Source organism: Brevundimonas sp. TWP2-1 (assembly GCF_049897645.1).
GTDB lineage: Bacteria > Pseudomonadota > Alphaproteobacteria > Caulobacterales > Caulobacteraceae > Brevundimonas.
In genome coordinates, this window is record NZ_JAFCWR010000002.1 from 818,778 (window position 1) to 831,851 (window position 13,074).

Annotated in this window: 14 protein-coding genes and 1 pseudogene; 8 read left to right on the forward strand and 7 right to left on the reverse strand. The window is 68.5% G+C overall.

The genetic code is table 11. The annotated features are described in order from the left end of the window. The gene (locus ACP7BH_RS14370; protein WP_425986300.1) at positions 1 to 2,856 is read right to left on the reverse strand and encodes an ATP-dependent DNA helicase; all 2,856 of its coding nucleotides are present in this window, start codon (positions 2,854 to 2,856) and stop codon (positions 1 to 3) included. A 96-nt stretch (positions 2,857 to 2,952) separates the two neighbouring features. Between ACP7BH_RS14370 and ACP7BH_RS14375 the strand changes: the two genes are divergently transcribed. From ACP7BH_RS14375 to ACP7BH_RS14395, 5 genes are all read left to right on the forward strand, one after another. Continuing rightward, positions 2,953 to 3,192: a hypothetical protein gene (locus ACP7BH_RS14375; RefSeq protein ID WP_425986302.1), complete on the forward strand. Its 240-nt coding sequence runs from the start codon at positions 2,953 to 2,955 to the stop codon at positions 3,190 to 3,192. Next, positions 3,189 to 3,626: a type II toxin-antitoxin system VapC family toxin gene (locus tag ACP7BH_RS14380; RefSeq protein WP_425986305.1), complete on the forward strand. Its 438-nt coding sequence runs from the start codon at positions 3,189 to 3,191 to the stop codon at positions 3,624 to 3,626. Before ACP7BH_RS14375 ends, ACP7BH_RS14380 begins: the two co-directional genes overlap by 4 nt. Continuing rightward, on the forward strand, positions 3,614 to 6,124 hold the full coding sequence (locus tag ACP7BH_RS14385; protein WP_425987080.1) for a ligase-associated DNA damage response DEXH box helicase: 2,511 nt from the start codon (positions 3,614 to 3,616) through the stop codon (positions 6,122 to 6,124). The genes ACP7BH_RS14380 and ACP7BH_RS14385 overlap by 13 nt, the downstream gene beginning before the upstream one ends. Then, entirely contained in the window at positions 6,121 to 6,873 is a 753-nt protein-coding gene (gene pdeM, locus ACP7BH_RS14390; protein WP_425986307.1) for a ligase-associated DNA damage response endonuclease PdeM, read from the forward strand. Before ACP7BH_RS14385 ends, pdeM begins: the two co-directional genes overlap by 4 nt. A gap of 93 nt (positions 6,874 to 6,966) precedes the next feature. Further along, positions 6,967 to 7,431 carry a hypothetical protein gene (locus tag ACP7BH_RS14395; RefSeq protein WP_425986309.1) on the forward strand — a complete coding sequence of 155 codons (465 nt, stop codon included), beginning with the start codon at positions 6,967 to 6,969 and terminating at the stop codon, positions 7,429 to 7,431. On the opposite strand, the gene ACP7BH_RS14400 is transcribed toward ACP7BH_RS14395, so the two are convergent. The 4 genes and pseudogenes from ACP7BH_RS14400 to ACP7BH_RS14415 form a co-directional block, all read right to left on the reverse strand. Then, positions 7,428 to 7,988, reverse strand: a complete 561-nt coding sequence (locus ACP7BH_RS14400; protein ID WP_159848721.1) for an HNH endonuclease — start codon at positions 7,986 to 7,988, stop codon at positions 7,428 to 7,430. The genes ACP7BH_RS14395 and ACP7BH_RS14400 overlap by 4 nt on opposite strands. Positions 7,989 to 8,127: 139 nt before the next feature. Then, a pseudogene (locus tag ACP7BH_RS14405) lies at positions 8,128 to 8,525 on the reverse strand (ASCH domain-containing protein). A 3-nt stretch (positions 8,526 to 8,528) separates the two neighbouring features. Further along, on the reverse strand, positions 8,529 to 9,188 hold the full coding sequence (locus tag ACP7BH_RS14410) for a trimeric intracellular cation channel family protein (protein ID WP_135193898.1): 660 nt from the start codon (positions 9,186 to 9,188) through the stop codon (positions 8,529 to 8,531). Then, complete coding sequence (locus ACP7BH_RS14415; RefSeq protein ID WP_425986312.1) at positions 9,185 to 9,835, reverse strand: DNA-3-methyladenine glycosylase family protein; 651 nt, start codon at positions 9,833 to 9,835, stop codon at positions 9,185 to 9,187. Before ACP7BH_RS14415 ends, ACP7BH_RS14410 begins: the two co-directional genes overlap by 4 nt. 112 nt (positions 9,836 to 9,947) lie before the next feature. On the opposite strand from ACP7BH_RS14415, the gene ACP7BH_RS14420 reads away from it, so the two are divergent. Genes ACP7BH_RS14420 through gluQRS form a run of 3 tightly spaced genes read left to right on the forward strand, consistent with a single transcriptional unit; the run spans position 9,948 to position 11,347 of the window. Next, positions 9,948 to 10,196, forward strand: a complete 249-nt coding sequence (locus ACP7BH_RS14420; RefSeq protein WP_372692345.1) for a type II toxin-antitoxin system ParD family antitoxin — start codon at positions 9,948 to 9,950, stop codon at positions 10,194 to 10,196. Then, positions 10,193 to 10,483, forward strand: a complete 291-nt coding sequence (locus tag ACP7BH_RS14425) for a type II toxin-antitoxin system RelE/ParE family toxin (RefSeq protein WP_425986315.1) — start codon at positions 10,193 to 10,195, stop codon at positions 10,481 to 10,483. The genes ACP7BH_RS14420 and ACP7BH_RS14425 overlap by 4 nt, the downstream gene beginning before the upstream one ends. Positions 10,484 to 10,486: 3 nt before the next feature. Beyond that, on the forward strand, positions 10,487 to 11,347 hold the full coding sequence (gene gluQRS, locus ACP7BH_RS14430) for a tRNA glutamyl-Q(34) synthetase GluQRS (RefSeq protein WP_425986317.1): 861 nt from the start codon (positions 10,487 to 10,489) through the stop codon (positions 11,345 to 11,347). Here gluQRS and ACP7BH_RS14435 read toward each other — a convergent pair. Together ACP7BH_RS14435 and ACP7BH_RS14440 are read right to left on the reverse strand one after the other, a co-directional pair. After that, positions 11,331 to 12,140 carry a TIGR02186 family protein gene (locus tag ACP7BH_RS14435; protein WP_425986319.1) on the reverse strand — a complete coding sequence of 270 codons (810 nt, stop codon included), beginning with the start codon at positions 12,138 to 12,140 and terminating at the stop codon, positions 11,331 to 11,333. The genes gluQRS and ACP7BH_RS14435 overlap by 17 nt on opposite strands. Further along, on the reverse strand, positions 12,140 to 13,063 hold the full coding sequence (locus ACP7BH_RS14440) for a sulfite exporter TauE/SafE family protein (RefSeq protein WP_346495768.1): 924 nt from the start codon (positions 13,061 to 13,063) through the stop codon (positions 12,140 to 12,142). Before ACP7BH_RS14440 ends, ACP7BH_RS14435 begins: the two co-directional genes overlap by 1 nt. Positions 13,064 to 13,074 lie beyond the last annotated feature (11 nt).

The window sequence follows — 13,074 nt, forward strand, 5'->3', positions numbered from 1 at the left end:
TCAGGTCGTCTCGGGGTTGAGGAAGCTGCGGGTCAGTTCCACCGCATCGGCCAGGCCCATACGCTGGACCTCGGTTCCCGGCGGCAGGCTGGCGAACAGGCGTGTCGGCGTGGCGGCGTCCAGCATCAGGAAGACCCCCTTGTCGTCGCCGCGTCGGATCAAACGGCCGAAAGCCTGGGCGATGCGGGCGCGGGCCAGGGCGTCGTCATAGCCCTTGCCCCCCAGCCGTTCGCGCCGCGCCTTGTGCAGCAGGTCAGGTCGCGGCCACGGCACGCGGTCGAAGGCCAGGACCCGCAGGGACCGACCCGGCACGTCCACCCCGTCGCGCACGGCATCGGTGCCCAGCAGGCACGAGTTCTCCTCGACCCGGAACATGTCCACCAGCGCCCCGACCTCCAGCGGATCGACGTGCTGGGCATACAGAGGCACGCCCGACCTCGCCAGATCCGGCCCCAGCCGCTCATAGACCGACTTCAGCCGACGGATGGCGGTGAACAAGCCCAGCCCCCCGCCCCCGGCCGCCAGGAACAGTTCACGCATCGCAGCCGCCGTCTGGCGCGGATCGTCCTTGACCAGGTCGTTGACGACGATGACCCGGCTGTTGGTCGCATAGTCGAACGGGCTTTCGACCTTCAGGGTGCGCGGCGGATCGATCAGACGGGCCGATCCGGTCCGCATCCGCGCCAGATCGAACGGGTCCTCCTGCATCGGATCGGACAGGGTCGCCGAGGTCACCAGCACCCCGTGCGACGGCACGATCACGGCGGCCTCCAGCGGCACGGTCGGATCGATCCAATGACGACGCAGGGCCACGTCGTGGATGCGGCCGAACGCCGTCTCGGCCGACAGCCAGTCGACGAAATCGGGATCGGGCTGATCGCCCCCGTCCTCCAGCGCCGCCAGCATCGAGCGCCAGCCCGGCAGGGTCATGCGCGCGCGCCGGTCCAGGCCCCGCAAGGCCCCCTCGATGCGGGACCGTTGCGACCCATCCAGTTCGGCCGCCTCGTCGTCGAGAATGTCCTCCAGATGCCGCGACAAGGCTAGCAGCGGCGCCTCGATAGCGGCCAAAGCCTGCGCCGCCGCACGGGCGGTTTCGGCCACAGGATCGGTCACCGGTTTAAGCGCGCACTCCATGCCGAACTCCGGCCCGCCGTATGTGTTGGTCTCGGCCGTGCGCGCCCGCAGCTGATCCAGAGCGGCCGCCAGAAAGGCCTCGATCGGGCCGATCGGATTGACCTCGCCCGAGGCAGGCGCGACGCGGCCCGACACCCCCTCGCCCGGCAAGGCGGCGGAGGCGCGGATGGCGTCCTGAAGCGCCTTCAGCGCCGCCTCATTGTCCCCGACCATGTCCCCCAGCCGCTGTTCCAGCCCCCGCCCGCGACGCCCCCGCCCCTCCGGCCCGCGTATCCAGCGGCGCAGCTCGGCCGCCTCCTGGCCCGACAGACAGGCGGAAAAGGCGCTGTCGGCGGCGTCGAACAGATGGTGGCCCTCGTCGAAGACGATGCGCTTCAGGGCCGCCGTCTCGCCGTCCTGCTTCTGCCCCCGCGCCGACCGGGCGCCGTCGAAGGCGGCCTGGGTCAGGACCAGGGCGTGGTTGGCGATGACCAGGTCCGCGCGGCGGCTGGCGCGAATGGTCTTCTCGACGAAACAGCTACGGTAGTGCGGACAGGCGGCGTGGACGCATTCGCCGCGCCGATCCACCAGGTTCGCCGCCCCCGCCGCATGGGCCGCCGGCATGGCGAACAGGCCCGGCAGCCAGCCGGGGAAGTCCCCGCCGGTCATGTCCCCGTCGCGCGTATGCAGGGCCCATCGCCCGGCCAGGGCCAGGCCGATCAGGTCGCCGTTCCCCAGTTGGGCCGCCTGGACCATGTCCTGCAGGTTCAGGACGCACAAATAGTTCTCGCGCCCCTTGCGGATCACCGCCTTCTTCTTGCGCTCGGCCGGATCGGGCCAAAGCGAATGGCTCTCGCGGTCGATCTGGCGTTGCAGGGCGCGGGTATAGGTCGAGATCCAGGCCGCCCCCTGGTTCCGCTCGGCCCACAGGGAGGCGGGCGCCAGATAGCCCAGGGTCTTGCCCGTGCCGGTCCCCGCCTCGGCCAGCAGCACGCGCGGCCGCCCTTCCTCGTTACGCGGCGAAAAGGCGAATGCGGCCTCGGCCGCATAGTCCGACTGGGTCGGCCGCGTCTCGTCCAGGCCCGAGGCCTGAAGCAGCTTCTCCAGCCGGATGCGCGCGCTCTCGCTGTCGACCGGGGCCGATCCCGCCTCGCCGCGCGGCGCCTCGTCCTCCCATTCCGTCAGGCGCGACCAGACGTCCAGGCCCGACCCGCGATGCTGGCGCGCCCGCACGCCGCCCGCCTCCAGCGCCTGAACCACGCGCTCGCCCCAGGCCCAGCCCGCCCGCTGCATCGTCAGGGCCAGGACATAGGCGGCCTCACGCTCGGGATAGGCCGCTTGCGCCAATTCGCGCAGCAACAGCCCCGCCGCCTCGCGCAGGGCCGCCGCCTGTTCCTCCGCCGACTTGGGCTCGGCCAGCCCCAGCGACAGGGCCAAGCCCGTCGGCGACGGGGCGCAGAACCGCGCCGGCCGCACGAAGGCGTAAAGCTCCAGCACATCCATCAGCTCGGCCGACCTCGGCGGCGGCGTCAGCCCCAGCCGTCGCGCCGTCAGCGAGGCGTGCGCCACCATGACCGGCCCGGCGCTGAAGAACCCCTCGGCCGCGCCACGCCCGATCTTCCTCGCCCCCGCGTCGTCGCACACCGCCCCCGCGCCCGGCGGCGTGGCGAGCGCCGGCGGCAGGGCCAGCCACGGCTCGGCGCCGGTCAGGCGGGTTTCAGCAATGACGGATTCGTCGGACACGACCGATAGATAGCGACCTCGGGGCTGAAACGGAACGGGAACATCTGGTTTCGACCGCCACACAGTTATATATGTCGATGGAACGAGGAGATCGCCGTGAACAAACCGATTGATCCCACGGACTGGCTGGTCGCCATGGCTGCCAAGATCGAGGTCGAAGGCCCGCAGACGGTGGACGTCGCCGGGCACGGCCGCGTGACCTTGGTCGCCGAGGCGGAATTCCGGCGATTGAACGAACGCAAGCCCACCTTCAAGGAGTGGCTGCTGACCGGTCCCCGGCTTGACGACGTCGAGATTGAGCGCGATCCGCGTCCCAGCCGAGACTTCTCTTTTTGAAGTATCTGCTCGACACCAATGCGATCAGCGAAACGCTAAAGTCCCGACCCAATGAGGGCTTTCTCGATTGGCTGGATACGGTCGTCTCGCTGCCGGAAGAACTCGACGACACCTTGTACATCAGCGTCCTGTCTCTGGGGGAGATGCGGCGTGGCGCAATGAAACTGGCGCCCGGTCCGAGACGCGAGGTGATCGAACGAAGGATCGCGGAGATGGTCGAAGACTACAGTGACCGGCTTCTCGCCGTGGATCTCGCAGTCGCAGAACAGTGGGCCATACTGGCCGAGCGCTACAAAACAAGCGGGATCACCGTGGGGCTGATCGACGAATTGATCGCCGCGACCGCGCTCGCCAACAATCTGACCCTGGTGACCCGAAATCTTCGCCACTTCGAACATAGCGGTTGCCGTCTGCTGTCGCCGTGGAGCGTGTGACGACCCTTCCGCCCCTATTCGCCGACTGGTTCGCGTCGCGCGGCTGGTCGCCTCGGCGGCATCAGCTGGAGATGATCGCGGCGGGTGAAGCGGGCCGGCACGCCTTGCTGGTCGCCCCGACCGGCGGGGGCAAGACGCTGGCGGGGTTTTTGCCCAGTCTGATCGAACTGGCGGAGCGTGGGCCCAGGCCGGCGACCGGGCCGGGGTCGGGGGTGCATACGCTGTATCTGTCGCCGCTGAAGGCCCTGACCACCGACGTCGAGCGCAATCTGATGACGCCGATCCGCGAGATCGGGCTGAACATCCACGTCGAGACGCGGACCGGCGACACCAAACAATCCAAGCGTCAGCGTCAGCGCGACTTTCCGCCCGACATCCTGCTGACCACGCCCGAGCAACTGGCCCTGTTCTGCGCCTGGGAGGGCGCGCGGGCCTATTTCGCCGATCTGAAATGCGTGGTGCTGGACGAGGTGCATGCGATCTGGAGCGGCAAGCGGGGGGATCTGTTGTCGCTGGGGCTGGGGCGGTTGCAGAGCTTTTCGCCGGGGATGCGGCGGGTGGGTCTGAGCGCGACCATCGAAGATCCCGATCTGATCCGGGGGTGGCTGGCGCCCAGACTTCCTTCTCCCCTTGCGGGAGAAGGAGTGAGCTTGGTCCGTGGCGACCCCGGCGCGCCCGCCGTCATCGACGTCCTGATCTCGGAGGGCAAGGTGCCGTGGGCGGGCCATACGGGCCAGCACGCCATCCCCGAGGTCTATGCCGCGATCCAGCGTTCGACCCTGGCGCTGATCTTCGTCAACACCCGCTGGCAGTCGGAATTCGTGTTCCAGCAGTTGTGGGCGATCAACGACGAGAACCTGCCCATAGGCCTGCACCACGGTTCATTGGCGGCCGAACAGCGGCGCAAGATCGAGGCGGCGATGGCGCGCGGCGACCTGCGGGCCGTGGTCTGCACCTCGACGCTGGATCTCGGCATCGACTGGGGCGATGTGGACCTGGTCATCCAGATGGCGGCGCCGAAAGGATCGAGCCGCCTGGTCCAGCGGATTGGCCGCGCCAACCACCGATTGGACGAGCCGTCACGCGCCCTGCTGGTGCCCGCCAGCCGGTTCGAGATGCTTGAGTGCCAAGCCGCGCGCGAGGCGGTGGCCGACAACGCCTTCGACTGGGAGCCCGTCCATATCGGAACGCTCGACACCCTGGCCCAGCATGTGATGGGCGTGGCCTGTTCGGAGGCCTTCGACATGCAGGCCCTCTATGACGAGATCGTCGGCTGCGGCCCCTATCGCGACCTGACGTGGGAGCAGTTCGAGGAGGTGGTCGATTTCGTCGCCACCGGCGGATACGCGCTGCGGACCTATGACCGGTTCGCGCGAATCGTGCGCACGCAAGACGGCCGCTGGAAAGTGCGCAACCAGCACATCGCCCAGCGCCACCGCATGAACGTCGGGGCCATCGTCTCGGCCGGCACCCTGAACGTCCGGGTCGCGAGCCGCCGGGGCGGGGCGTCCCGCCAATTGATCGGCGGGCGCAAGGTGGGCGAGGCCGAGGAGTGGTATTTCGAACAGCTGACACCCGGCGACACCTTCCTGTTCGCCGGCCAGGTCTGGGCGTTCCAGGGCATCACCGGCACCGACGCCCTGGTCACCCACGCCAACGACAAGGATCCCAAGATCCCGTCCTGGGGCGGGTCGAAGTTCCCGCTGTCGACCTCGTTGGCCGACCGGGTGCGGACCATGATCCACGACCGCGACCACTGGCGCGTCCTGCCGCCCGACGTGCAGGAATGGCTGGAGCTTCAGGAGACCCGCTCGGTCATTCCCAATGCGGAATCCATGTTGGTGGAGACCTTTCCGCGCGGCAGCCGGCATTTCCTGGTCGCCTATCCGTTCGAAGGCAATCTGGCCCACACCACCCTGTGCATGCTGCTGACGCGGCGGCTGGACCGGATGGGCGTCGGGCCTCTGGGATTCGTCGTCACCGACTATTCGCTGGCCATCTGGTCGATCAAGCCGATGGACGGCATCGATCTGGACGCCCTGTTCCAGTCGGACATGCTGGGCGACGATCTGGAGGCCTGGCTGGAGGAAAGCTTCATGATGAAGCGGTCCTTCCGCAATTGCGCCCTGATCTCGGGCTTGATCGAACGTCGCCAGCCCGGAGCCGAGAAGACCGGCCGCCAGGTGACCTTTTCCACCGACCTGATCTACGACGTGCTGCGCCGCCACCAACCCGACCATCTGCTACTCAAGACCGCCCGCGCCGACGCCGCCTCGGGCCTGCTCGACGTGGCGCGGCTGGGCCAGATGCTGGCGCGGATCGAGGGTCGAATTCGCCACCAACCCCTGACGCGACCCTCGCCCTTCTGCGTGCCGGTTCTGGTCCAGATCGGACGCGAGCGGGTGGGCGGAGACGCCGCCGAAATGATCCTGGACGAGAGCGCCGACCTGCTGATCGCAGAGGTCATGGACGACGCCGAACCCGGCGAGGCCGCATGAACGCCGCCCTGCGCCTCACCCTGTCCCCTGCCCGCAAGACCTGCGGGTCGTTGAGCGTGCGGATCGCGGGCGAAGCTTGCGTGCTACGCTGTTCCGGGGCCATGTGGGTTCCGGCGCACGGCGCCCTGATCGTTGCGGACCTTCATCTGGAAAAGGGGTCCGCCTTCGCCGTGCGCGGACAGCTGCTTCCGCCCTATGACAGCCGCGCGACGTTGGACAAGCTTGAGGCCGAGATCGCCGAACTGGACCCGGCCGTGGTCGTGCTGTTGGGCGACAGTTTCCATGACACGAAGGCCATTTCCCGTATGGCCGCCGACGACCGCGCGCGGCTGGACCGGCTGGCGGCGGGGCGCGACTGGCTGTGGCTGGAGGGCAATCATGACCGCGAGGCGCTCGCTCGGGATGCAGACACGGCGGCCCGCCTGCCCGGTCGGGTCATCGGCGACATGGCCCTGGGCCCGCTTCGCCTGACGCATGAGCCGGAACCGCTGACGGCCAAAGACGACCGGCGCGGCGAGGTCGCGGGACACTTGCATCCCGCCGCGCGCGTCGCCGCCTATGGACGCGGCGTGCGGCGGCCGTGTTTCGTCACGGACGGATCGCGCATCATCCTTCCGGCCTTCGGCGCCTTCACCGGCGGATTGAACGTGCGCGATCCGGCCATCGCCGATCTGTTCGCCGCCCCGCCCCTCGCCGCCGCCCTTGGTCGGGACCGGGTCCACGCCCTGGCCTGGGACGTGCTGCGATAGGTCGTTCGTAAACCGTTCAGCACGTCGCTTCACCGCATCTTGGCGGATGGCGATGCAGGATGACGGCGGATCAAGGATCACGGACGCCGCCTCATGCTCACGCCCCGCCGCATCGTCATGGCCGCACGCCTCGGCTTCGCCCTGGCGGCGCTTGGGATGGCCGTCCTGATGCTGGGACCGTTCCAGGGGCTGGAGCAGGTCTTCGGTCTGAACGACAAGGCCGCGCACGTCATCGCCTTCTATGGCATCGCCAGCGGACTGTTCCTGATCGCGCCCAGCCAACGCCGCGACGACCTGGCCCTGTACGTCATTGCCGCCGCCTTCGGGGTCGAACTGCTGCAAGCCCTGACCGGCCGCAGCGTCTCCATCATCGACTTCCTGGCCGGCGCGGCAGGCGTCACGGCCGCCTGGGCGCCCGGACGCATTGAACAGTTGCGCCAATCGTTCCGCCGCCATCCCGACCTGACCCTGACCGAGATCGACCGTCTGGACCGCCGCCTGCGCCGCCGCCGCGCCTCGACAGGCCCGTCCCCCGTGAACGCCGTCCAGCGCCTTTAGGGCTCCAGCTCGATGTCCCAGTAGAGATAGTCCAGCCAGCTCTGGTGCAGGTAATGTGGCGGGAAGCGACGGCCCGCATCTTGAAGCTGCCAGGCGTTGGGGCGATAGGGTTCGCGGCGGATCGGCATCATGGCTTGGCGCGGGGTGCGGCCGCCCTTGGCCAGGTTGCAGGGGCTGCAGGCGGCGACGATGTTCTCCCAGGTCGTGCGGCCGCCGTGCGAGCGGGGGATGACGTGGTCGAAGGTCAGATCCTTCGACTCTCCGCAGTACTGACAGGCGAAACCGTCGCGCAGGAAGACGTTGAAGCGGGTGAAGGCGGGGTTGCGGTCCTGGTCCACATAGCTGCGCAGCGCGATCACGCTGGGAAGCTGCATCTCCATCGAAGGGGAGCGGACGACCTTGTCATACAGGGACACCACATCCACGCGGTCCTGATAGACCGCCTTAACCGCCTCCTCCCACGGCCAGAGCGACAGCGGATAGTAGGACAGCGGCCGGAAGTCGGCGTTCAGCACCAGGGCGGGAAAACCGGAGGGCGGTCGATGGAGAACCTGCATCAGGCCCTCCCGCGCGGACGGGGGGATATTGAGGCGACAGAGGTGAGGACACGTCTCCTTCCCTAGTCTTGCAGCGACAGCCTACCCTTGATTCCCGCTCATCGCCATGACCAGAGTGCAGCGTTTTCGTGACGAGGCCTCAGAAAATCTCGACCAGTTCGAACCGCTCGCAAACGACCTTCATGCCCGGCGCCCAACTGCCCTCGCGGCGGTAATAGGCCTCGTGCGCGTCCCGCCACCATTTATAGCTAAGATCGTCCTCCCCTCCGCACGGGCGAAGTCCTCTCCGACGTCTTCAAAGGCCATGATCTCGACCTCGGTCGTGCGGATGGCGCAGCGGGGCGCGCCCGCGCCATCCAGGATCACGCTGACCTCGCCGACGGTCGGCATGATGTCGGCCTCGCACGCCGCCAGAGACGAACAGGTGGCGCGCTTGCCGCCAGCCAGCACCAGGGCCAGCAGTTCGTCGGCCAGTTCCGGGCTGTCGCCGAAGGGCCAGCGCGGGGCGTCGCGATAGGCGGCGGGGATTTCGCTCATGACCTAGGCCCGACTGGCATGGGTGGGAAAGCCCGGCAGGGTCCAGCCCCAGCGCAGGGCGGCGGCTCGTAACAGGAAACCGCACAGGGCCGCGACGATGGCGGCCGGCCAGATCGGCATGCCGGGCGCGCGCAGCGCAATATAGACCGTCGCCGCCAATATGGCCGCCGTGACGTTGATCTCTCGCCGCAGCAGGATCGACGGCTGACCCGCCAATGTGTCGCGCACCACCCCGCCGAAACAGGCCGTCAGCGTGCCCATGACGATGCAGATCAGGGCCGGCGCGCCCGCCGCCTCGGCCTTGGCTGCGCCCATGACGCCATAGGCCGCTAGGCCTACTGCATCCAGCCACAGCAGAGCGCGGAACCGCCAGTCGCGCTGGCCTACCAGCCACAGGGCCGTCGAGGCGAACAGGCAGACGGCCAGATAGCGCCAGTCCTGCACCCAGAAGACCGGCAGGCCCAGCAACAGGTCACGCAGGGTTCCGCCGCCCACGCCGGTAATGGCGCCGAAGAAGGCGAAGGTGACGACGTCGTGCTTCTCGCGGGCGGCGGCCAGAGCGCCGGTCGCGGCGAACACCGCGACGCCGGCGAAGTCCAGCGCCGACAGCACGGTCTGGGGATTGCGCAGGGGTTCGGTCAGGACGGGATCGAGCGGGGTCATTGCGCAGCCTCCAGAACGATCTCGCCGCGCTTCACGCCCGTGTACCAGGCCCACAGCAGATGGGTCGCCACCGCGCGATAGGGCCGCCAGACCTCGGCGCGGGCGTAGGCGGCTTTCTGATCGGGTCGCACCTCGGCGCCGTCGGCCCAGCGGATCGCCTCCTGCAGCGCCACGTCGCCGCCGGGGAAGACATCCAGCCTACCCTCGCACATCAGCAGATAGGCCTCGGCCGTCCACAGCCCCACGCCTTTCAGCGCCGTCAGGGCGGCGATGGCCGCTTCGTCGTCCAGACTGGCCAGATGCTCCAGATCGATCTCGCCGGCGAGCTGGGCGCGCGCGATTCCCTGGCCATAGGTCGCCTTCTGCCGCGAAAGGCCCATGCCACGCAGTTGGTCCAGGTCGTGCGCCAGCAACAGCTCAGGCGTGATCCCGCCCATCCCCTCGCGCAGCCGCGCCCAGACCGAGGCGGCCGAGGCCACCGAAACCTGCTGCTCCACGATCATGCGAAACAGCCCCTCGAACCCGCCGACCCGCAGCCGCCATTCGAAGGCCGGCGTCTGCGCATGCACCCGCGCCATGGCCGGATCGGCGGCGACCAGCGCCTCGCGCGCGGCGGCGATGTCCTGGGGCGTGGGTTGAAGCGGCATGGCCTACCTATGACCTGCTCAGGCGGTCAAGGAAATGGAGGCGCTGGCGGATTTCGGCTGGCGACAGCGCGACGTAATAACTATTATTGGTTGATCGATTGAGGATGCCGTCATGACCATGACCGTCGAACTGGGTGCGCTGGAACAGGTGGTGGACCGTCTGGTCCGCGACGGCCGATACGGCTCCAAGAGCGAGGTGCTGCGCACCGGCGTCCGTCTGGTGCAAGAGCATGAGGCCCGACTGGCGGCCCTGCTGGGCAAGCTGGAGGAAGGAATCGCCGACGCCGATGCCGGACGGCTAACCCCGCTCGAAGACGCCCGCGCTGCGTTCGAGGCCCGGTGGGCCGCCGAGGGCGAATGAGAGTTCGGCTCGCCGACGCCGCCTTACGCGACCTGGCTTCGATTGAGGGCCATGTCGCTCTGGACAGCCAAAACGCGGCGCGGCGACTGGTCAGGACGCTTTTTGGACGCTGCGAAACGCTCGCTCAAAATCCCCGGCGCTATCCAGAGGCCGGCATCGCCGATCTGCGAAAGCGCCCCGAGGGCAGCTATCTGATCTTCTATAGGGTGACGGCCGATGTCGAGATCGTCCGCATACTTCACGCCGCCCGCGACTGGACGCATCTGCTGGACACGGACGAAGACTGAGCCGTGTCCACGACCCGTTTCGCCCCCTCGCCCACCGGCCGCCTGCACAAGGGCCATGCGTTCTCTGCCCTGATCGCCTGGTGGGCGGCGAAGGCGGCGGGCGGGCGGTTCGTGATGCGGATCGAGGATATCGATCCGACGCGGTGCAGGCCCGAATATGAGGCAGGCATTCTGGAGGATCTGGCCTGGCTGGGTCTGGATTGGGAGACGCCGGTGCGGCGCCAGTCCGATCATCTCGACGACTATGCCGCCGTGATCGAAGGCCTGAGAGAACGCGGCCTGCTCTATCGGTGTTTCCGCACGCGCAAGGAGATCCTGAACGGCATCGGCGACGCGCCGCACGGGGCGATGGAATCGGTGCGGCCCGGCCCGCATCCGGCACAGGAAGAGGCGCGGCTGCTGGCCTCCGGCGCGCCCTTCGCCTGGCGGCTGTCGCTGGATCGGGCGCGCGAGGCGCTGGGCGAGACGGTCTGGACCGGCCTGAGCTTCGTCGAGGAGGGCGAGGGTCCGCACGGCGAAACCGGTCTCGTCGCCGTCGATCCCGGGGCGGCGGGAGACGTAGTGCTGGCGCGCAAGGATGCCGGCGTCGCCTATCATCTGGCCGTGACGCATGACGACGCCTTGCAGGGCGTGACCCATGTCATTCGCGGCAACGACCTGTTCGAGGCGACCCATGTGCAGCGGCTGATCCAGACGCTGATGGGCTGGCCGTCGCCGACCTATCGCCATCATCGGCTGCTGGCGGGACCGGACGGGCGGCGCTACGCCAAGCGGGATCGCTCGGTCACTCTGACAGAGTTGAGAGCGGGCGGATTGGCGGCCGAAACCCTGTGCGCCGAACTGGGCTTCAGCTCCGGCGGCTGAAGATGCGCGAGGCGCCGTAGCCGGTCAGGGCGGCCAGCACGACGCACAGGACGCCGTAAAGCCAGGGACGACGGTGGGCGAACTCGTAGATGTCGCGCTCCAGCCCGACCTTCTCGACCGTCAGCGTCAGGTTGGACACCGACTGAGGCTCGCCATTCTGGAACAGCCAGACCTCAGCGTAATATTTACCGGTCGGAGCGACCGTGGGCAGTTCGACCTCGGCGCGGAACAGGCCCCGGTCGACGAACTCGACCCCCTGGGAATCCGTATTGTAGAGGGCGGCGGCCTCCTTCAGCCGGATCACGGCGCGGCGCCAGTCCAGATAGTCGTCGCCCAGCCGGCTGACGACCACGTCGCGCACGCCGTAGCGGGTGACGGTGCGGCTTTCCTCCGGCGCGTCGATGCGCAGGTGATCGACCCCGACGCCCAGGCGACGCAGCTGGCCGAAGTCGGCGATGTCGCTGAGCGGGCGGGTCGAGGCGGTCATGTAGAAACCGGGCGCGCCCTCGAACAGCACGGGCCGGCTGTTCAGCCAGACGCCCGAGGTGCGGGTCTTCTTGACCAGGCGGATCGGCGCGTCGGGCCCGCGCACGACCACGACGACATCGGCCGGTTCGTCCGTGGGATTGAACACCGCGCCATAGAGGACGATGGACGCGCCCGTGAAGCTGGAATCGACCCGGACCTGGGCGTCGGTCAGGGCGGCGGCGACGCGCAGTTCGCCCGTCGTCGCCTCCGACCGATCTGGAGCCGGCGCCGTCATGGCGGGCGGAGGAGGGGGCAGCGCCTGCATCAGTCCGCGACCCCTGGGGCGATCATGAAGATGTCGTTGGGCCGCACGAACAGGTCCAGTCCCATTTGGATCCCGACCAGCAGCACGATGAGCCCCAGGGCCGCCCGCAGCTCCTCGGCGCGGAACCGACCGGCGAACCGCGCGCCGATCTGCGCCCCAACCACCCCGCCCAGCAGCAGGATGGTGGACAGGACGATGTCGACCGTCTGGTTTCGCCCGGCCTGGAGGATGGTGGTGATGGCGGTGGTGATGATGATCTGGAACAGGCTGGTCCCCACCACCGCGCCCGCCCGCATCCGCAGGATATACAGCATGGCCGGCACCAGGATGAAGCCGCCGCCGACCCCCATGATCGCCGACAGCACGCCCGCGAAGACGCCCAGGCCGAACGGCGGCAGGGCGCTGATGTACAGACCCGACTTGGGGAACTTCATCTTCAGCGGCAGGCCGTAAAGCCACATCGGCCGCCGACGCTGCTTGTGCGGCGCAGGCAGGCCCCGACGACGACGCAGGATTTCGGTTAGGCTCTCGTTCAGCATCAGCACGCCGATGGCGCCCAGGAAGACGAGGTAGGAGACGGCCACGACCAGGTCGGCCTGGCCCAGCAGGCGCAGGTATCGAAACAGCTCGACCCCCGCCAGGGCGCCGACCGCGCCGCCGGCCGCCATGACCGAACCCATCTTGAAATCGACCGCGCCCGCCCCAGCATAGCGGATGACGCCGGAGGTCGAGGAGGCGACGACGTGGCTGGCCTGGCTGGCGACGGCGACGGTCGGGGGGATGCCCAGGAAGACCAGGATCGGGGCCATCAGGAAGCCGCCGCCGATGCCGAACAGGCCGGACACGAACCCGACCACCGCCCCCAGGATCACCAGGGTCGGCCAGTTCACCGAAACCTCGGCGATCGGCAGATAGATGTCCAAAGGACGCGCCT

Excerpts from the sequence above, each read along its gene's own strand:
- pdeM (WP_425986307.1), top strand. The coding sequence starts at position 6,121 with ATGAACGCCGCCCTGCGCCTCACCCTGTCCCCTGCCCGCAAGACCTGC.
- ACP7BH_RS14395 (WP_425986309.1), top strand. The coding sequence starts at position 6,967 with ATGCTCACGCCCCGCCGCATCGTCATGGCCGCACGCCTCGGCTTCGCC.
- ACP7BH_RS14400 (WP_159848721.1), bottom strand. The coding sequence starts at position 7,988 with ATGCAGGTTCTCCATCGACCGCCCTCCGGTTTTCCCGCCCTGGTGCTG.
- ACP7BH_RS14410 (WP_135193898.1), bottom strand. The coding sequence starts at position 9,188 with ATGACCCCGCTCGATCCCGTCCTGACCGAACCCCTGCGCAATCCCCAG.
- ACP7BH_RS14415 (WP_425986312.1), bottom strand. The coding sequence starts at position 9,835 with ATGCCGCTTCAACCCACGCCCCAGGACATCGCCGCCGCGCGCGAGGCG.
- ACP7BH_RS14420 (WP_372692345.1), top strand. The coding sequence starts at position 9,948 with ATGACCATGACCGTCGAACTGGGTGCGCTGGAACAGGTGGTGGACCGT.
- ACP7BH_RS14425 (WP_425986315.1), top strand. The coding sequence starts at position 10,193 with ATGAGAGTTCGGCTCGCCGACGCCGCCTTACGCGACCTGGCTTCGATT.
- ACP7BH_RS14435 (WP_425986319.1), bottom strand. The coding sequence starts at position 12,140 with ATGCAGGCGCTGCCCCCTCCTCCGCCCGCCATGACGGCGCCGGCTCCA.